Source organism: Bradyrhizobium sacchari, assembly GCF_002068095.1.
In the GTDB taxonomy this organism is placed as follows: Bacteria; Pseudomonadota; Alphaproteobacteria; order Rhizobiales; family Xanthobacteraceae; genus Bradyrhizobium; species Bradyrhizobium sacchari.
Genome location: NZ_LWIG01000066.1, coordinates 162,434 through 177,926 on the forward strand (window position 1 = coordinate 162,434; position 15,493 = coordinate 177,926).

At 64.3% G+C, this 15,493-nt stretch carries 10 protein-coding genes, 2 pseudogenes and 1 riboswitch; of the genes and pseudogenes, 9 read left to right on the plus strand and 3 right to left on the minus strand.

The genetic code is table 11. The features are described from left to right. Both A5906_RS39275 and alaS read right to left on the minus strand, forming a co-directional pair. The coding region (locus A5906_RS39275) for an ion transporter (protein WP_245327138.1) at positions 1–904 on the minus strand (904 nt) is incomplete at its 3' end. A gap of 6 nt (positions 905–910) precedes the next feature. Continuing rightward, complete coding sequence (gene alaS / locus A5906_RS39280) at positions 911–3,592, minus strand: alanine--tRNA ligase (protein WP_080140433.1); 2,682 nt, start codon at positions 3,590–3,592, stop codon at positions 911–913. Between the two features lie 223 nt (positions 3,593–3,815). After that, a riboswitch (glycine riboswitch) is annotated at positions 3,816–3,906 on the plus strand. A 145-nt stretch (positions 3,907–4,051) separates the two neighbouring features. On the opposite strand from alaS, the gene gcvT reads away from it, so the two are divergent. From gcvT to gcvP, 4 genes and pseudogenes are all read left to right on the plus strand, one after another. After that, positions 4,052–5,197, plus strand: coding sequence for a glycine cleavage system aminomethyltransferase GcvT (gene gcvT / locus A5906_RS39285; protein ID WP_080140418.1), 1,146 nt, complete (start codon positions 4,052–4,054; stop codon positions 5,195–5,197). Positions 5,198–5,207: 10 nt separating this feature from the next. After that, positions 5,208–5,576 carry a glycine cleavage system protein GcvH gene (gene gcvH / locus A5906_RS39290; RefSeq protein WP_080140419.1) on the plus strand — a complete coding sequence of 123 codons (369 nt, stop codon included), beginning with the start codon at positions 5,208–5,210 and terminating at the stop codon, positions 5,574–5,576. Positions 5,577–5,593: 17 nt separating this feature from the next. Next, positions 5,594–6,161 (plus strand): annotated as a pseudogene (locus A5906_RS45810) (glycine dehydrogenase (aminomethyl-transferring)); the annotation flags it as partial. 1 nt (position 6,162) lies between these two features. Beyond that, a pseudogene (gcvP, locus tag A5906_RS39295) lies at positions 6,163–8,465 on the plus strand (aminomethyl-transferring glycine dehydrogenase); the annotation flags it as partial. A 234-nt stretch (positions 8,466–8,699) separates the two neighbouring features. Here gcvP and recA read toward each other — a convergent pair. Beyond that, positions 8,700–9,788, minus strand: a complete 1,089-nt coding sequence (gene recA, locus A5906_RS39300; RefSeq protein ID WP_080140420.1) for a recombinase RecA — start codon at positions 9,786–9,788, stop codon at positions 8,700–8,702. Between the two features lie 507 nt (positions 9,789–10,295). Here recA and A5906_RS39310 point away from each other — a divergent pair. From A5906_RS39310 to A5906_RS39325, 5 genes are all read left to right on the plus strand, one after another. Further along, a complete protein-coding gene (locus A5906_RS39310; RefSeq protein ID WP_080140422.1) occupies positions 10,296–10,538 on the plus strand; it encodes a hypothetical protein in 243 nt (80 codons plus the stop codon). A gap of 409 nt (positions 10,539–10,947) precedes the next feature. Then, positions 10,948–11,070: a hypothetical protein gene (locus A5906_RS46060; RefSeq protein ID WP_283807757.1), complete on the plus strand. Its 123-nt coding sequence runs from the start codon at positions 10,948–10,950 to the stop codon at positions 11,068–11,070. Between the two features lie 2,269 nt (positions 11,071–13,339). Next, positions 13,340–13,474 carry a hypothetical protein gene (locus A5906_RS46065; protein ID WP_283807758.1) on the plus strand — a complete coding sequence of 45 codons (135 nt, stop codon included), beginning with the start codon at positions 13,340–13,342 and terminating at the stop codon, positions 13,472–13,474. 411 nt (positions 13,475–13,885) lie between these two features. After that, entirely contained in the window at positions 13,886–14,035 is a 150-nt protein-coding gene (locus tag A5906_RS43470; protein ID WP_167523485.1) for a hypothetical protein, read from the plus strand. A 151-nt stretch (positions 14,036–14,186) separates the two neighbouring features. Further along, a partial coding sequence (locus A5906_RS39325) for an AMP-binding protein (RefSeq protein ID WP_245327062.1) occupies positions 14,187–15,493 on the plus strand: 1,307 nt, incomplete at its 3' end.

Below are 15,493 nucleotides of genomic sequence, written 5' to 3' on the forward strand. Positions count from 1 at the left end.
GCCGCACCAGGATCTCGCCCTGCTCGATGGTGCGCGCGCGGAGCAGGCGCATGATGTCGGCGATCTCGGACGCCGACAGATGCGAGAACAGCGGCACACGCGCCAGCATGCCCCAGGTGACGACGAAGTCGCGCCGCTTCACCTCTTCGGCGAAGGCCGAGGAGATGATCGCGACCGGCAGCGCGATCATGGCGAAGCCTGAGATGATCGCGAAGGTCGAGATGAATTTGCCGAGGGGCGTCACCGGCACGACGTCGCCATAGCCAACCGTGCCGAGCGTCACGATCGCCCACCACATCGCCTGCGGGATGGTGCCGAGCTTGTCCGGCTGCACGTCGCGCTCGACGGCATAGAGCAGCGAGGCGAAGGTCAGGACCGCGCCGATCAGGATGACGATGCAGCCGATCAGCGCGCGCCGCTCGGCATGGACGGCGGCGAGCAGCGAACGCATCGCCGGCGAATAGCGGATCAGCTTGAAGAACGGCAGCACGCCGAGCCCGGCCAGCGTCGCGTGCCGGCCCGTGGCGAGCACCACCGCAGCCGGCAGAAACGCCATGAGATCGATGATGCCGAGCGCGGAAAAGGCATAAGAGAGCCGGTCGGACAGCGCCGAGCCATTGCGCGGCGTATGACCCGCCACCGTCCACAGCCGCGCCAGATATTCGAGCGCGAACACGATGACCGCGAGGATGGCGATCGCGCTGAACAGCGTGTCGAACCGCGCGTCGAGCTCCGGCACCGAGGCGAGGATCATCGCGGCCACGTTGAGCACGATGACGCCGATGATCAGCTGGATGAAGCGCGATCCGACTGAATAGGCCAGGGGATCGTGCTCCAGCAATTCGTAGAGACGATCCCGCAAGTCGGGATCGCTGAGGCCACGTCCTCGCGGAACGAGGCGCATGGGCCTTTAAGCGCCTGCCAGCGCTTTTTCGATCGCCGCGAGCGCTTCCGGCGCCTTGGCGCCGTCGGGGCCGCCGGCCTGGGCCATGTCGGGCCGGCCGCCGCCGCCCTTGCCGCCGAGCGCTTCGGAAGCGACGCGCACCAAATTCACGGCGTTGAAGCGCGCGGTGAGGTCGGCGGTGACGCCGACCACGACGCCGGCCTTGCCGTCCTCGGTGACGCCGACGATGGCGACGACGCCCGAGCCGATCTGCTTCTTGCCGTCGTCGGCGAGGCTCTTGAGATCCTTCATCTCGATGCCCTCGACCGCGCGCGCCATCAGCTTGACGTCGCCGACCTCGCGCACGCCCGCGGCCGCACCATTGCTGCCCGCGGACGCGCCCCCGCCCATCGCCAGCTTCTTGCGGGCGTCGGACAGCTCGCGCTCGAGCTTCTTGCGCTCCTCCATCAGCGCGGCGATGCGCGCCGGCACGTCGTCGAGCGAGGTGCGCAGCTCGTTCGCCGCGGTCTTCGCCAGCGCCATGGTCTCGTTGGCGTGCCTGCGGGCGTAATTGCCGGTCAGCGCCTCGATGCGCCGCACGCCCGAGGCGACCGCGCTCTCGCTGGTCAGCGTGATCAGACCGATGTCGCCGGTGCGCTTCACATGGGTGCCGCCGCAGAGCTCGACCGACCAGCCGAGCGCGTTGGCGCCGCGCTCGCGCGCGGTCCTGCCCATCGAGACGACGCGGACCTCGTCGCCATATTTTTCGCCGAACAGGGCGCGCGCACCCGCTTCGCGGGCCTCGTCGACGCCCATGACGCGGGTAGTCACCTCGTCGTTCTCCAGCACCACGTCGTTGGCGATGTCCTCGACGCGGGCGAGCTCCTCCGCCGTGATCGGCTTCGGGTGCACGAAATCGAAGCGCAGGCGGTCCGGCGCGACCATCGAGCCGCGCTGGGCGATGTGGTCGCCGAGCACCTGGCGCAGCGCCTCGTGAATGAGATGCGTCGCCGAGTGATGCGCGCGGATCGAGGATCGCCTGGAATGATCGACCTCGAGCTGCAGCGCGGTGCCGAGCTTGAGCTCGCCGCTCTCGACGGTGCCGACATGGACGAAGAAATCGCCGAGCTTCTTCTGCGTGTCGGTGACGCGGAACCTGATGCCGCCCTCGCCCGTCAGCACGCCGGTGTCGCCGACCTGGCCGCCCGACTCCGCATAGAACGGCGTCTGGTTCAGCACCAGCGCACCGGTCTCGCCGGCCTTGAGGCTGGCGACTTCCTGGCCGTCTTTCACCAGTGCGGAAACGACGCCCTCGGCGCTCTCGGTCTCATAGCCCAAGAACTCGGTCGCCCCGAGCTTCTCGCGCAGCGGGAACCAGATCGCTTCGGAGGCAGCTTCACCGGAGCCCTTCCAGGACTCGCGCGCCTTGGCCTTCTGGCGCTCCATCGCGTCGGTGAACGCAGCCTGGTCGACGCCGATGCCGCGCGACTTCAGCGCGTCCTGCGTCAGGTCGAGCGGAAAGCCGTAGGTGTCGTACAGAGTGAAGGCGACGTCGCCGTCGAACATGTCGCCCTTCTTCAGGCCGGTGCTCTTCTCGTCCAGGATGGCCAAGCCGCGCGCAAGCGTCTTGCGGAAGCGGGTCTCTTCCAGCCGCAGCGTTTCCTCGATCAGATTCTCCGCGCGCATCAGGTCGGGATAGGCCTGGCCCATCTCGCGGACCAGCGCCCAGACCAGCCGATGCATCAGCGGCTCCTTCGCGCCGAGAAGCTGCGCATGGCGCATCGCGCGGCGCATGATCCGCCGCAGCACATAGCCGCGGCCCTCGTTCGAGGGCAGCACACCGTCCGCGACCAGGAAGGCGGAGGAGCGCAAATGGTCGGCGATGACGCGGAAGGAGGCGACATTCTGCTCGTTCGGCCCGCTGCCGAGCGCGGACGACGTCGCGTCGATCAGATGACGAAACAGATCGGTCTCGAACACGCTGTCGACGCCCTGGAGGACGCAGGCCATGCGCTCGAGGCCCATGCCGGTGTCGATCGAGGGACGCGGCAGATCCACGCGCTCCTCCTTCGTCACCTGCTCGTATTGCATGAACACGAGATTCCAGAATTCGAGGAAGCGGTCGCCGTCCTCTTCCGGCGAGCCCGGAGGCCCGCCCCAGATGTGCTCACCGCGGTCGATGAAGATCTCCGAGCATGGGCCGCACGGCCCGGTGTCGCCCATCGCCCAGAAATTGTCCGAGGTCGGGATGCGGATGATGCGGTCGTCGGAGAAGCCGGCAATCTTCTTCCAGAGGCCCGCCGCCTCGTCGTCGGTGTGATAGACCGTGACGAGCAGCTTGTCCTTCTTCAGCCCGTACTCCCTGGTGATCAGCTTCCAGGCGAGCTCGATCGCGCGCTCCTTGAAGTAATCGCCGAACGAGAAATTGCCGAGCATCTCGAAGAAGGTGAGATGGCGCGCGGTGTAGCCGACATTGTCGAGGTCGTTGTGCTTGCCGCCGGCGCGAACGCATTTCTGCGACGTGGTGGCGCGCTGATACGGCCGCTTCTCGACGCCGGTGAAGACGTTCTTGAACTGCACCATGCCGGCATTGGTGAACATCAACGTCGGGTCGTTGCGCGGCACCAATGGCGAGGACGGCACGATCTCGTGGCCGTTCTCGGCAAAGAAGTTCAGAAAGGTCGACCTGATCTCGTTGACGCCGCTCATGTTCATCCAATCGGGTGTGCTTGGACCCGCTAATTTGCCATCCCAACCTGTCGATTTGGGCTGATATCTGCGGGCCAAAGCGCTTTTAGACAAGGCCAGCTTCGCTGTCCAGAAACTGTGCAACCAGATCAGTGGGTTGCCGCAGGCGCTCAATCCGGTTGAAAGCCGCTGAAGTCGCGTTGACAGGCTTGGCTACCCTGTGGTCTGTACCCATCTGTATCGTACGGCCACGTCGGGAGAGACCGGCTTTAGGCAGCCGGCGCCGAAGGAGCAACCGCCCCGGAAACTCTCAGGCAAAAGGACCGCGTGGCTTTGACAGCATCTGGAAAGAGGCGCCGACGGGCTTAAGACCCGGACTGCGTCCGCCGACGGGATAATACTCTCAGGCACAGCGACAGATGGGGCTTCGACTGGTTTGTCTCGGGGAATCGTCCCCGGGGAACCGCCGAGGGCCCCCAGATGCTAGCGCACAACCAAGATCCCCCTAGACGTACGCCCCTCCACAGCCTCCATGTCTCCCTGGGCGGCAAGATGGTGCCGTTCGCGGGCTATGACATGCCCGTGCAGTACCCCGCGGGCGTGCTGAAAGAGCACCTTCATACCCGCACCCAAGCCGGCCTGTTCGACGTCTCCCACATGGGCCAGATCGCACTCAGGCCGAAATCCGGCAAGGTCGAGGACGCCGCCCACGCGCTGGAGCGGCTGGTGCCGCAGGATATCGTGGCCATCGCCCCCGGCCGACAGCGTTATGCCCAGTTCACCAATGCGGACGGGGGCATCCTCGACGATCTGATGGTCGCCAATTTCGGCGATCACCTGTTTCTGGTCGTCAACGCCGCCTGCAAGGACGCCGACGAGGCGCATCTGCGCGCGAATCTCTCGGACGACTGCATCATCGATGCCCTTGCCGACCGCGCGCTGATCGCGCTGCAGGGCCCGAAGGCCGAAGCGGTGCTGGCGAAATTCTGTGCAGCGGCCCCGGCCATGACATTCATGGACGCCGGCCCGCATGAGGTCGCCGGCATCAATTGCTTCGTCTCGCGCTCCGGCTACACCGGCGAGGACGGTTTCGAGATCTCGGTTCCAGCTAGCGATGCCGAACGTCTCACCAGGATGCTGCTGGACAATCCAGACGTGCTGCCGATCGGCCTCGGGGCCCGCGACAGCCTGCGGCTGGAAGCCGGGCTCTGCCTCTATGGCCACGACATCGACACCACGACCACACCGGTCGAGGCCGGGCTGGAATGGTCGGTGCAGAAGAGCCGCCGCAGCGGCGGTGCCCGCGCCGGCGGCTTCCCCGGCGCCGAAAAGATCCTCGCGCATTTCGACAACGGCGCATCCCGCCGCCGCGTCGGCCTGCGCGCCGAGGGCCGCGCGCCGGTGCGCGAGGGCGCGCTGCTGTTTGCCGACAGCGCGGGCGGCGAGCCGATCGGAAAGGTCACCTCGGGCGGTTTCGGCCCGACCCTGAGCGCACCGGTGGCGATGGGCTACGTGCCGGTGAGCCTGAGCGCGCTCGGCACAAAACTCTTCGCCGAGGTGCGCGGCCAGCGACTGCCGCTCGCAGTCGCCGCCATGCCCTTCGTGAAAAACACCTACAAACGCTGAGGACGAGACAATGACCACGACGCTGTACACTTCCGATCATGAATGGCTCGCCATCGACGGCGACACCGCCACGGTCGGCATCACCGACTACGCGCAGCAGCAGCTCGGCGACGTCGTGTTCGTCGAATTGCCCAAGGTCGGCCGCACCCTGAAGAAGGCCGAAGCCGCCGCCGTCGTGGAATCGGTGAAAGCCGCCTCGGACGTCTACGCACCGATCTCCGGCGACGTGCTCGAGACCAACGAGGCGCTGGCCGCTGAACCTGCGCTGGTCAATTCGGACGCGCAAGGAGCGGCTTGGTTCTTCAAGATCAAGATTGCCGACAAGAGCGAGCTCGGCGGCCTCATGGATGAAGCCGCCTACAAGGCACATACGGCTTAGAGACGATGGAGCAAGGGATGACCGCGCACCGTAAATCCAGCGGCGAGAGCGCCGCCAGTTTCGTTCGCCGCCACATCGGCCCCTCAGTGCGCGATGTCACCGCAATGCTGGAGGCCGTCGGCGCCAAGAGCGTTGACGCGCTGATGACGGAGACGCTGCCGGCCTCGATCCGGCAAGCATCCCCGCTCGATCTCGGCAAGCCCTTGAGCGAGACCGAGGCGATCGCGCATATGGCCGGGCTTGCAGCCCAGAACCAGGTCTTCACCTCGCTGATCGGCCAAGGCTATTCCGGCACCATCCTGCCCGCGGTGATCCAGCGCAACATCCTGGAAAACCCGGCCTGGTACACGGCGTATACGCCCTACCAGCCCGAGATCAGCCAGGGCCGGCTGGAGGCGCTGTTCAACTTCCAGACCATGATCTGCGACCTCACCGGGCTCGACGTCGCCAACGCCTCGCTGCTGGACGAGGCAACCGCCGCTGCCGAAGCCATGGCGCTCGCCGAGCGCCACTCGCAGGTCAAGGCCAAGGCCTTCTTCGTCGACAAGGACGTGCATCCGCAGACGCTGGCGGTGATGCGCACCCNCCCGCGCCGAGCCGCTGGGCTGGACTCTGGTCGTGGGCGATCCCCTCACCGACCTCGACAAGAGCGACGTGCTCGGCGCGCTGCTGCAATATCCGGGGTCTTCCGGCGCGTTGCGCGATCTCCGCCCCGCGATCGCGGCCCTGAAGGCCAAGGGTGCGCTCGCCATCGTGGCCGCCGACCTGCTGGCGCTCACCCTGCTCGCCTCGCCCGGCGAGCTCGGTGCCGACATCGCGATCGGCTCGGCGCAGCGCTTTGGTGTGCCGATGGGTTATGGCGGCCCGCACGCGGCCTATATGGCGGTGCGCGATGCGCTGAAGCGCTCGCTGCCTGGCCGCATCGTCGGCTTGTCCGTGGATTCGCGCGGAATGCCGGCCTATCGGCTCGCGCTGCAGACCCGCGAGCAGCACATCCGCCGCGAGAAGGCGACGTCCAACATCTGCACCGCGCAGGTGCTGCTCGCCGTGATCGCCGCGATGTACGCGGTCTATCATGGCCCCGAGGGCCTCACGCAGATTGCGCGCAATGTGCATCGCCGCACGGCCGTGCTCGCGGCCGGCCTGCGCAAGCTCGGCTTTGCGCCTGATAGCGAGACCTTCTTCGACACGGTCAGCGTCGATGCCGGCGCCAAGCGCGCCGAGATCGTCGCGCGCGCCGCTGCCGAAAAGATCAATCTCGGAATCGGTGACAGCGACTTGCGCATCGCGCTAGACGAGACCACGACATCAGCGACGGTCGAAGCCGTGTGGCGTGCCTTCGGCGGCACGCTGTCTTACGCCGAGATCGACGCCACCACCCGCGAGGCGCTGCCGGAGGCGCTGAAGCGCGCCACGCCGTTCCTGACCCATCCCGTGTTCCACGCGCATCGCTCGGAGACCGAGATGCTGCGCTACATGCGCAAGCTCAGCGATCGCGACCTCGCGCTCGACCGCGCGATGATCCCGCTGGGATCCTGCACCATGAAGCTGAACGCGACCACCGAGATGATGCCGCTGACCTGGCCTGAGTTCGGCAGCTTGCATCCCTTCGCGCCGCGCGAGCAGGCCAAGGGCTATCACGCGCTGTTCGCGCGGCTGGAAAAGTGGCTGTGCGACATCACCGGCTATGACGCGATCTCGCTGCAGCCGAACTCCGGCGCGCAAGGCGAATATGCCGGACTTCTTGCCATCCGTGGGTACCATGCGGCGCGTGGAGAGAGCCATCGCAAGATCTGCCTGATCCCCTCCTCCGCCCACGGCACCAACCCGGCCTCGGCCGCGATGGTCGGCATGGACGTGGTGGTGGTGGCCTGCGAGAAGAACGGCGACGTTGACGTCACCGATCTCCGCGCCAAGGCGGAGAAGCACGCGAACGACCTTGCCGCGGTCATGATCACCTATCCCTCGACCCATGGCGTGTTCGAGGAGCACATTCGCGAGATCTGCGACATCGTGCATGGCCATGGCGGCCAGGTGTATCTCGACGGCGCCAATCTCAACGCGCAGGTCGGCCTCAGCAGGCCCGGCGATTACGGCGCCGATGTCAGCCATCTCAACCTGCACAAGACCTTCTGCATCCCGCATGGCGGCGGGGGCCCCGGCATGGGCCCGATCGGCGTGAAGGCGCATCTCGCGCCGTTCCTGCCCGGTCATCCGGCGACGCAAGGCGACGCGCCGGTCGGCCCGGTCTCGGCCGCGCCGTTCGGCTCGGCCTCGATCCTCACCATCTCCTACATCTACATTTTGATGATGGGCGGCGAAGGATTGAAGCGCGCCACCGAGATCGCGATCCTCAACGCCAACTACATCGCAGCAAGGCTCGATGCGCACTTCCCGGTGCTCTACAAGAACGCCACGGGACGCGTCGCGCATGAGTGCATCGTCGACCCCCGTCCGCTCAAGACCACGAGCGGCGTCACCGTGGACGACATCGCAAAACGCCTGATCGATTACGGCTTCCACGCCCCGACCATGAGCTTCCCCGTGCCGGGCACGCTGATGATCGAGCCGACCGAGTCGGAATCCAAGGCCGAGCTCGACCGCTTCTGCGATGCCATGATCGCGATCCGGAAGGAGATCGCCGAGGTTGAGGCCGGCCGCTTCAAGATCGAGGCATCGCCGCTGCGCCACGCGCCGCACACGGTGCATGACATCGCCGACGATGCCTGGAATCGCGCCTACACCCGCAGCGAGGGCTGCTTCCCCGACGGCGTCTCGCGCACCGACAAATACTGGTGCCCGGTGGGCCGCGTCGACAACGTCTACGGCGACCGCAACCTCGTGTGCTCCTGTCCGCCGGTGAGCGATTACGCGGAAGCCGCGGAGTAAGAGACGACGGAGGTCTCGTAGCAAAGGCGTAACCCACCTCCTCTTCTGTCTCTTCGAATATAGACAGTGGCGGGTTACGCTTGGCGGTTTGTGCTTCGCGCAGCCCGTTCGGCTAACCCGCCCTACGGTACGGCGCCCGAGGCACCATCCCCGCAAAACGAAACGGGCACCGAAGACGTCGGCAACTCAACGTCCTCAGTGCCCGCTCCTCGCGAAAACTCTTCGCGTTAGGTCTTACTCGTCCGCCGGCTCCTCGCCGTCGGCGTCGCGCTCGGGGGTGCCGGCCAGAATCTGCTCGGCGATCAGGCCGGAGTTCTGGCGGATCGCGGTCTCGATCTTGGCGGTGATGTCGGGGTTGGCCTTCAGGAATGCCTTCGAGTTCTCGCGGCCCTGGCCGAGGCGCTGGCTGTCATAGGAGAACCAGGCGCCGGACTTCTCGACGATGCCGGCCTTGACGCCGAGATCGAGGATCTCGCCCATCTTGGAGACGCCCTCGCCGTACATGATGTCGAACTCGACCTGCTTGAAGGGCGGTGCCAGCTTGTTCTTGACCACCTTGACGCGCGTGGTGTTGCCGACCACCTCGTCGCGCTCCTTGATCGCGCCGATGCGGCGGATGTCGAGGCGGACGGAGGCGTAGAATTTCAGCGCGTTGCCGCCGGTGGTGGTCTCGGGCGAACCGTACATCACGCCGATCTTCATGCGGATCTGGTTGATGAAGATCACCATGGTGTTGGACTTGTTGATCGACGCCGTCAGCTTGCGCAGCGCCTGACTCATCAACCGCGCTTGAAGTCCCGGCAGCGATTCGCCCATCTCGCCCTCGAGCTCGGCCTTCGGCACCAGCGCCGCGACCGAATCGACCACCAGCACATCAACAGCGCCGGAGCGCACCAGCGTGTCGCAGATCTCCAGCGCCTGCTCGCCGGTGTCGGGCTGCGAGATCAGGAGCTCGTCGATGTTGACGCCGAGCTTACGGGCATAGACCGGGTCGAGCGCGTGCTCGGCGTCGATGAAGGCGCAGATCCCGCCCTTCTTCTGGGCTTCCGCCACCGTATGCAGCGCCAGCGTGGTTTTACCTGAGGATTCCGGCCCATAGATCTCGACGATGCGCCCCTTGGGCAGGCCGCCGATGCCGAGCGCGATATCGAGCCCGAGCGAGCCCGACGACACCGCCTCGATGTCCATGGAGCGGTCGTTCTTGCCCAGCTTCATCACCGAGCCCTTGCCGAACTGACGCTCGATCTGGGAGAGCGCGGCGGCCAGAGCTTTACTCTTGTCCATGGAAGATCCTTCGACGATACGCAGGGCGGTTGCGGACATTGGGTCGTGCTCCTTATGGCGAGGATTCGCTAGGGGGACAAACGATTGAGAGGCGGGCCGGCGATAAAAGCAATGTACCCCATTTGTTCTAGGTTCGCAATATGTTCTTTGCGCTGTCCTCGCGCTGGCCGTATTTGAACCCCGAGTGTCCTAAGTTGATTTTGGCCGTGTCCTAATTTACCTGAGGAGGTAACGAGATAAGAAGCGGGCGCGCTGAGGTGGTGGACAAACTCAAACGAGCTTTGGAGCAGCTGGAGCAGCCGATCTGCCCTACATGTCATATCGAAATGAGGTGGGCGAGGTCCACGTTGGTGGCCCCGGACACTATCGCGCATATATTCCATTGCCCGAATTGCCATCGAACAAGCGAGACAAGTTCCAAGGTGAAGGCCACCGTTATCCCGCCCGAGAAGTTGTCGGCACCATCCCGTAAAAGAGCGGCCTGAGGTCACTTCAAATTTAGGAACGATCGCGCCCCACCTGCGTTTGGCCGGTTGGGGGACCGAGATGAAATTGCTGACCGAATATCTGGAGCACGCTCTTACATTCGAGCGCCTGGCAGCCCAGGAAACAAACCCAGAGACCAAGGCCCAATTCGAAAAGCAGGCTGCCGCTTATCGCAAGCTAGCCGCCGACCGAGCCATTCAATACGGGCTTCCGCTCCCGAGCCCGCCCGAGGCCGCCTCCGTTTGGCGTTCCGCAAACGGACACCGTAGTTCTCCGACCAAGAACAAAGTTTTACATATGTGAAGGCCGCCTCAGTTGGCGGCCTCTTTCATTTCATGACGTCTTCGCGCGGCGGCAAGCCCTGAGACTTGCGGTACTCGGCATCTCCGGGCGGAGGGGGCATTTGCGCGGGCTTTGCACCTTTGTAGATCAGCTCAAGGATGCCCAGAAAATGAAGTTTCACGCCAACCCCAGGACGGTTGAGATCATATCTGCACGGCCCGATCGCTAGGCGGGACAGCACCCGAGGGCACTTCTGTTTTTAACCCCGGGTGTCCCAGGCCGAATTCGGCGGGTCCTGATTCCGCTGGCACCCCGTCATGAATGGGTTCATTGTTCGGGCATCACCGGCCAAGCCTGGGCCAAGCCAAGTCTGCAGGCGCCGGTGACTGAGAGACCGGTTGCGCTCCCGCCAAGGGAAAGGGGAGCTGCCATGATCGAACACCCCCATTTCGACGCCTATTCAATCCCCGCTCGCATTTGTCTGGCTGTTGCCATTGTTGGCGGCGCCGCTCTCGTCGCGATGGCGATCCTGAGCGTCTATTTCATGCGCTGAAGCCCAGGAACTGGAAACTTGGCGCGGAATTGAATCGCAATGCCCAGAGAGATCGCAATCACGCTTTGGTCATTGGCCGCTGCCTGCGTGGTGGCATTCAGCTTGGCGGCGCTGGTTTCTTCTCACTGACCTCCAGACGATAGGGGAGAGCCGCCTCGGTTGGCGGCCTCTCCCTTTATGGTTTCAATCCATCGGCGCAGGCTTGCTTCAAAGCGCGCGCACTTTCGTCCGGCGGTGTCCTCATTCTCCTCTGCGCGCCTCCAAAAAGGCGGCCCCAACTCGGGGCTGGCGAGAGCTGAGGCCAAGGTACTGGGCCAGCCTTTAGGAACGGCGCGCTGGCTCAGGTCAAGACAACCTGCATCGGAACTGTGGAACTGGCGATTGGGCAACAGGCGTACCCAGCATTTGCACAAAAGGCCCCAGCTCCGGGCAATGGGCGGGAGCTGAGGCCCTTCGCGTCAAAATGGCCCCAGAACTCAATTGGGGACGATGGAGTCGGGGCCAACTCGGGGTTACCCTTGGGGAAGGGCATTGGGAAAACTCGGCAGTCGCACGAACGTTCCTGACCAAGCAAAGGGCCGCTGCTTTTGGACAGCGGCCCCTCTGCCGGGCTCAATACTTCCGGAATGAAATGCCTTCGCCAGCCCCGGCATTGCCGAGTTTTCCCGATATTTTTTGTTCTGGCAATATCGAATGTGAATCGATGTCCTAATTTCAAATCGAGGGTTGTCCCAATCAGGACAGCATCCGGATTTGGGGTTGTCCGTGCTTGCCCAGCGTCCCCGGTCGAACTTTGATGTGTCCCGATTTCAGTGATCGGACATCGCAGCGACTTATTTTGAACACGCCCCCCGGCTTCCACTTTTTCCCGATCTGGGACAGCCGCCGAATCTCTGGGCGGCGGGATCAAGGAGAACCAAGGGTGGCTCAAATGAAGAAAGTGCTCGTAATCGCGGCTGCGCTGGTCGCCGTGACATCGGCGGCGCATGCGCGCGGACCGGGAGGAGGTTTTGGTGGCGGTGCGTCCGGCTTTTCGCCCGGCCACTCGTTTCAGAGCTATGGTCCCGTAACCGGCACGACAGGCGCATCCGGCTATTCCCCGGGACATCAGATGCGGTCCAATGGACCGGTGACCGGTTCTCCCGGCGCCTCTGGTTATGCTCCGGGACATGTGAAGCGCTAAGATTGCGGGAGGCCGCCTCAGTTGGCGGCCTCTTTGCTTCTTCCGGACCCGCCGCCGCTCGGCAGACGAATTCACCTTCGGCCGCTTTCCCCGGCCATCTGAAGACGCCCGATCTTCAAGCGAAAGGCCCAAGCCCTGTTGAGGGCAGCTTGGGCGTTGCTGACAAAGGCGGCCCCAACTCGGGCTTGCTGAGTTGGGGCCAAAGGTGCTGGGCCAGCCAAGGCTGACGCTAACCCAGGCCCAACAAACTTGCATCGCCGCACGCCAATAGCGATTGGTTAACCGACGTACCCCGGATTTGCAGGGCCCGGATTGTCTCGCGAGTGCCCCCATGAGGACAGGACCGCGATGGTGCTGTCCCGATGAGAAACCCGCGAAGGCAGATCAGGACATCTCACGACAACGCCGCCCGCTTGAAATAGCGACGGGCGGCGTTGGTCCAGCCCCGGGAGGGTGAATGCAAAATCCCGGCTCCCGTTAGTCTGCATAACCGATGCCAAGATTTTCTGTCTCGTAGCGAGGCACCCGCGGATGCGGATCAGGATGGGGCGAGGAGCCGCCAGAACCTTTGCGATGCGCCCGGGTTATCCCCGCATGTATCGCCTCTGGTATTTTGCCACCTTCCTGGCCGTCACCGCGACGGCCTTTGGTGCCTTGGTCGCGTTCGACAGATTCCTTGGATGACGCGCGGCCGCCCATGGGCGGCCCTCCTTATTCTTGGGAACGCAAGCGGTTGACCCGGGACGATTTAGACGACGGAATTTGTCCGAGCCATATGTTGTAGTTTGTCACCAACCTGGTCTCGATCTTCCGGACGCCCAAAACTGCTCTTTGCGCGGCCTCAAACCTGCGCCTGTATTGGAATGTCAGGTCCTCCATCAAAGCCCGACGATCCTCGACAAGGAGCCGAGCCTGCGCAATGGCGCGCCCGGCGCGCTCATCAAGGGATTCCCATGGCCAGGGTGCATCCATGAGAAGTTGACTTAGGTTAGTCCGCCGCTCCCGCAAGTCCACCAGGCCTTGCGACTTGCTTCCCTTGATCCAGCGCAAACGTCGCCTCCCCTGCACGGCAGACCATCCGGGGCCATGACCGCTGCTGATGGATCGACTGAAGCACAGGAAACCAAGCCATCGCGCTTGGACGAGGCGCGCCGGATCATTGAGGAATACGCCGCCGACCTCCGCAAGATCATGCGGCAGTTGCGCCGCAAGATGAACTAAGGTCCCCAGCCGATCTGTATTTTCCCGCGCCGAGCCTCTCCGGGAACCGAAACGTCAGCTTCGGCATATTGGATTCGTGAAATTCAAACCCAACGGTTAGGACCCGTCAGACGAGGTTGTGTCATGCAGCGACGCCGCCGTATCTCGCAAACCGTGTCCCTGGAAGAACGCCTTGTTGAGGAAGCAAAGCGCCTCCGGGAAGCAGCCAGATCGCTTCCCCCCGGCCCGCTACGGGACGATGCCCTCCGCAAGGCCCGCCAGGCCGAGACCGGCTCGCACATGAGCCAGTGGCTGAGATCGCCCGGCCTGCAGCCGCCGGACTGAGGCGCCCGCGGCAATACCCTGGGTTTTGTGGTGAACCAACGCCGCGTGTGAGTTTACTCCCGCCTGCAAAAGCAAAGGGAGCACCCCATGGGCCACCATTCCCCCATTCGTCGCGTGCGTGATCTCGCCGCCGAGATTGCGGAGCAGAACGCCAAAATCCGCCGGATAAGGGCCGAATCGGCCGAAGCGCTCAAGCTGCCTAAGCCCGACACCTTCCCGGGCCGCAAGACCTACTAGGCGTTCCCGGACGAAAACCCGATGGAACGCGTTGAGGCATCATTGTGAGTACCCATCTTGGCCAGTTGCTCGGCTTGGAGGAAGGGCCGTAATCCCTGCAAGGGGCAATTGCGGCGGCTTTGCCCACCCCCTGAAGATGACTGAGCCGGTTGTGACGAATTTGCTCCGAGAGATCGCGAAGTCGTCCGAGGAAATCACGTTCGTCCTCGACGGCACAGAGCCCGACGCGCAATGCACGCTGGGTCAAGTCATTGGTCGGACTGCCAGCCGGTTCCCACAACGGGCTGCGATCGTCTCCACCGGGTTTGCCCCGCTGACTTACGGCGATCTCCAGCGCCGGTTGGACGACATCCGCGGGCAGTTGCGTGTGGGTGGGTTCGATTGCAGCGCTCGGATCGGGGTGCTCATGCCGTTCGGTCCGGAGGCGGTTCTCGCCATCGTGGCTGTGGCTTGCTGCAGCATTGCGGTTCCTCTTGATCCGCGGCTGTCTCCGGTAGAGGTCGATCTGCGTTTCGGCATGCTGCACCTGAACGCTCTTCTCGTGCCGCAAGGCAGTGACACAGAAGCGCGGCAAGCGGCCGAGCGGCGTGGGATCGCCATCATCGAAGCCGTTCCCGCATATGGCGGCCAGCTCGGACTTGATGTCCCGGTCCGGGCCGCCGACCGCGCTGCTATCGACGCTGAACCTGCTCCACACTCGCCGGCCTTCATTCTGCAGACCTCCGGCACGACCGCGCAGCCAAAGCTCATTCCGTTCAGCCACAGCAACATGCTGGCCGCGTCCGCGCGTCTTCAGGCCTGGTTCGGCCTCACGCATCAAGATCGCTGCTTGAGCGTCTCGCCCCCATTTTATTCTCATGGGCTCAAGGTAACGGTGTTCACACCGCTGCTCACCGGCGGCAGCATTGCTGTCCCGGCAAACAATGCCATCGTCGCGCTGGATGAGTGGCTCGATTGTCTCAGCCCGACCTGGTACTCGGCAGGTCCCGCGCTTCATGCTGCAATGCTGGACAAGGTGAGCTCGCTCGCAGACGTGCGCGTGGCGCATACGTTGCGGTTTATCGTATCGGGCGGCGCGCCGCTGCTGCCCGACGTACGGGACGGCCTGCAGCGCGTTTTAGGCGTGCCTGTGCTAGAGCACTACGGCTCCAGCGAAGCCGCGCAAATCGCTGCCAATCTGCCGCCGCCCGGCCCGAATAGGCCGGGGACCTGCGGCCAACCTCCGCCCGGGACTCTGGCCATCGCTGGTGAGGATGGACGCTTCCTGACGGCGGGCGAGCGCGGCGAGATCTGGATTCGTGGACCGACGGTGTTCTCCGGCTATCTCGATGCGCCGGAGCTCAATCAAGCCGCTTTCGTCGGGGGCTGGTTTCGCACGGGCGACATCGGCAGCCTCGACGAAGACGGCTTTCTTTCTTTGCATGGCCGCCTGGGAGAGCTGATCAATCGCGGCGGCGA